Source organism: Brevibacterium oceani, assembly GCF_013623835.1.
GTDB lineage: Bacteria > Actinomycetota > Actinomycetes > Actinomycetales > Brevibacteriaceae > Brevibacterium > Brevibacterium oceani.
The window spans coordinates 1-3,067 of sequence record NZ_JABKDE010000019.1; the positions used below are offsets into that span (position 1 = coordinate 1).

Annotated in this window: 2 protein-coding genes and 1 pseudogene; all 3 read left to right on the top strand. The window is 58.9% G+C overall.

From position 1 onward, the window contains the following. A pseudogene (locus HK401_RS20405) lies at nucleotides 1–287 on the top strand (integrase); the annotation flags it as partial. Nucleotides 288–337: 50 nt separating this feature from the next. Next, on the top strand, nucleotides 338–1,351 hold the full coding sequence (locus tag HK401_RS20410; protein WP_258234382.1) for a TniB family NTP-binding protein: 1,014 nt from the start codon (nucleotides 338–340) through the stop codon (nucleotides 1,349–1,351). After that, nucleotides 1,320–2,984, top strand: a complete 1,665-nt coding sequence (locus HK401_RS21225) for a TniQ family protein (protein WP_373563668.1) — start codon at nucleotides 1,320–1,322, stop codon at nucleotides 2,982–2,984. The genes HK401_RS20410 and HK401_RS21225 overlap by 32 nt, the downstream gene beginning before the upstream one ends. The last annotated feature ends 83 nt before the right edge of the window (nucleotides 2,985–3,067 follow it).

Genomic DNA, 3,067 nt, shown 5'->3' on the forward strand with positions numbered 1-3,067 from the left:
CGGCCTGGGCATGGATGACGAGCTCGACGGCACGAGCCTTGAGTTCGTCGGTGTATTTCACTGGCAAGAGAGAATCTCCTTCTTCCAATCTCCCTGCCTCTATTATCCCCGGGGCGATACATCATGAGGGACGCGAGGCGGCATCGGTGCCCGGTGTGATCGATCTGCTTGCGGCTCGGAGTCGAAAAGCAAAGCAACCGGATCTCGTCGATGATCTCGATGACGTATTCGCCCGCTATTACGAGGAGCATCCTGACCAGGACGGTTTTGAGGTGTTCGACGAATGACGAATCGGTGGGCACGGTGGTTGCGGGAGCATCAGCCGCAGCGGTTCAATATGGCGACCAAGCAGGGCTGGGACGCGTTCGCTCAATCTGCCCCGCGTCCGGCTTTGGAACATTTGTCCCGAACGGAGTTGGACCGACTGACTGATGAGGAACGAGAAGATTACGACGAAGCACGGATGGTGTGGAATGCTAATCCTCCGGCGGTCAAGACTGCCCAACTGAGTAGCGCATTCTCGATCATGGACCAGGTGATGGCCTCGAACCGGCGCGATGGAGATCGCTTGCGAGGATCGATCGTCATCGATGCTGCCCCAGCACTCGGCAAGACCACGATCGCGACTCGATTCGCCCGAGAGTTCCACCGTAAGACGCTGCGCCGTTTCGGTGGCAAGACTGGTGCCGGTCACCAGCGGCTGCCGGTGGCGTTCATCCCATTGGATGCGGGTGTCACGCTCAAGGGATTGAACCAGAAGATCCTCGCTTTCTACGGTCATCCTGGAGCCCATCGTGCGACAACCGCGCGACTGGGTGCTCTGGCGGTGGACTGTGTGCGCTCGTGTGAAACCCAACTCATTGTCCTCGACGATCTGCACTTCATCGATTTCAAGCATCGCCATGGACGCGAAGTCAGTAACCATCTGAAAGGACTGGCGAACGAGATGCCGGTGACGTTCGTCTATGTGGGGGTGCGTTTGGCCGAAAAGCGATTCTTCGACGAAGGACTGCTGGGCGAAGATGCGGCGTATGCGCAGACCTCGCGTCGCTCGACCCGAGTTCCGGTCGCACCGTTTAGTCACAACACGAATGCCGGAGCTCGTGCATGGTCGCACCTGCTGACGAAGCTCGAAGAGCATCTGCTACTCGTGGATCGCGAACCTGGCATGTTGTTGCGCCAGGCGACGGAGTTACACCGCCGCACTCAAGGTCATATCGGTTCTCTGACCAACCTGCTCGACCGCGCCAGTTACCTCGCAATCACCACCGGCGTTGAAACCATCAATGCAGAGATTTTGTCCATGGTCACGATCGATAATGCAGCCGAAACCAGCGCCCGCACAGCCTGACCGAACGCGCACTTCGACGCGCTTGCGCGGAATCACGTCTGGCTACGACCTCGACGCATGGCCCTTGACGTTGCCCATAGAACCCGACGAAACCCTTTCGAGCTGGTGGGCCCGTATTGCCTACCGTTTTGGTGTTTCTCCGGCGGCCCTATTTCGCGAAATTGGTTTCCGGATGGGCTCCTACACGCCGTGGAGAGTTGAACAGCGGCTTGCACGGTCCAGCACACCGCTGAGTGTTCGAACCGGGATCGAAAACACGACCAGAGCTCGAGCTCACACTGCACAAGCACGAATCTCAGACCTTCTATCAAGCGTAACGACGCGCTACCACGTACCGGCATTCCCTTCGAAACCGGCCTTTGGGAGCCGATTCTGCCCCCTATGTCTCGCAGATACCGGGACCTGGTCCGGGCTCTGGCGGAGCCCACTAGTCACCATGTGTTCTCACCACCAGGTGATGCTCGTGGATACATGTCCTCACTGTGGTGAACGCCCTTTTTCCAGTCCGGCATGGGCGATGCGTGGGCGAGAGAACACCCGGTGTACCGAGAATCTCCCGAGGGATACGAGCACGCGTAAGTGGAGGACATCATGCGACGCTGATCTCAGCCAAGCCCAAACCACAACAGGTAATCAGGACCTCGTTGCTGCCACTGAACTGTTGCTCGAGGACGAGAACTGGTCAGGTCAGGACTGGTCACTGGCTGGACTACCGGCCACTCGGGCAGAGGCCAGAGACGGCCTCATCCTGTTGACTCTTGACGCTCTCGACATTCAGGATCGAACAGCAAAGACAGTGGCCCAGGAAGCGACAGCTCTCGAGCACGCCTACGAAGTACTCATGAGCCCGGACTTAACGTCGGCTGGTGCCCTCGTCGATCACTATCACCTCCTTGATGTCGGCGGCCCCTTCGCGGCAATCGGTCCAACCCAGGCGTTGCGTGATCATCCATTTCACCCGGTGTTACACGCCATCCGGCTCCACAGTTTGCGCGACCATCTTCCGCCGGGAACTCAGCTACCGTTCCGTATCGGGTCCGACTGGCCACGAACCCCGAATAAGCTCCGCCACCGTCACACTCCGACACCCACGTTCTACGAGAACTGGCGTCTACCACCGGCACCGTTCAGCGTGATTCCGCAGCTCTACTGGGAAGAAGGCCTACCGGGAATCGACCCGTTCACCAACGAGCGGAGTCGATTCGCGGTCAGCATTGCCATAGCTTCAGTTGGCCGCAACATCACGACCGCGTCGGCGGCCGAACAGCTCGGTGCACCAAAAGTTCAAGCAGCGCGAGTCACCCATGATTGGGCCAGACTCAGCGATCATTGCGGGTGGCCGCAGCTGCGGCAAACGATAGTGACTATCGCTACTCAGTTAGCGCTGAATCCCGGATCGATCGACTATCAGCAACGACGGGAGGAACTCGCCACTCCGGCTGATCTTGACGCTCGGTTTCCCGAGTCAGACTGGACTGACGCTCAACGCTTGTGGCTGTGGGCGGAGTACACAGGGAGCAGTGCCCGATTTGCCCCCGAAGCCTGGGGTAACCTCCGATTCCCATCGATAGTCCCCGAACGCCCGCCGGATAGGGAGTTGAGGCTACCCTCGAATAGTGGACACCCAAGTTAGCGGGATTCGCAGTCCTGCTGGAAGGATGTTCAATATGTCAGATCAGAAGCGACAGCGTCGCTCTTACACCCCGGAATACCGGA

What these genes read in the sequence shown, in the direction of transcription:
- HK401_RS20410 (WP_258234382.1), top strand. Translation starts at nt 338, where the DNA reads ATGGCGACCAAGCAGGGCTGGGACGCGTTCGCTCAATCTGCCCCGCGT.
- HK401_RS21225 (WP_373563668.1), top strand. Translation starts at nt 1,320, where the DNA reads ATGCAGCCGAAACCAGCGCCCGCACAGCCTGACCGAACGCGCACTTCG.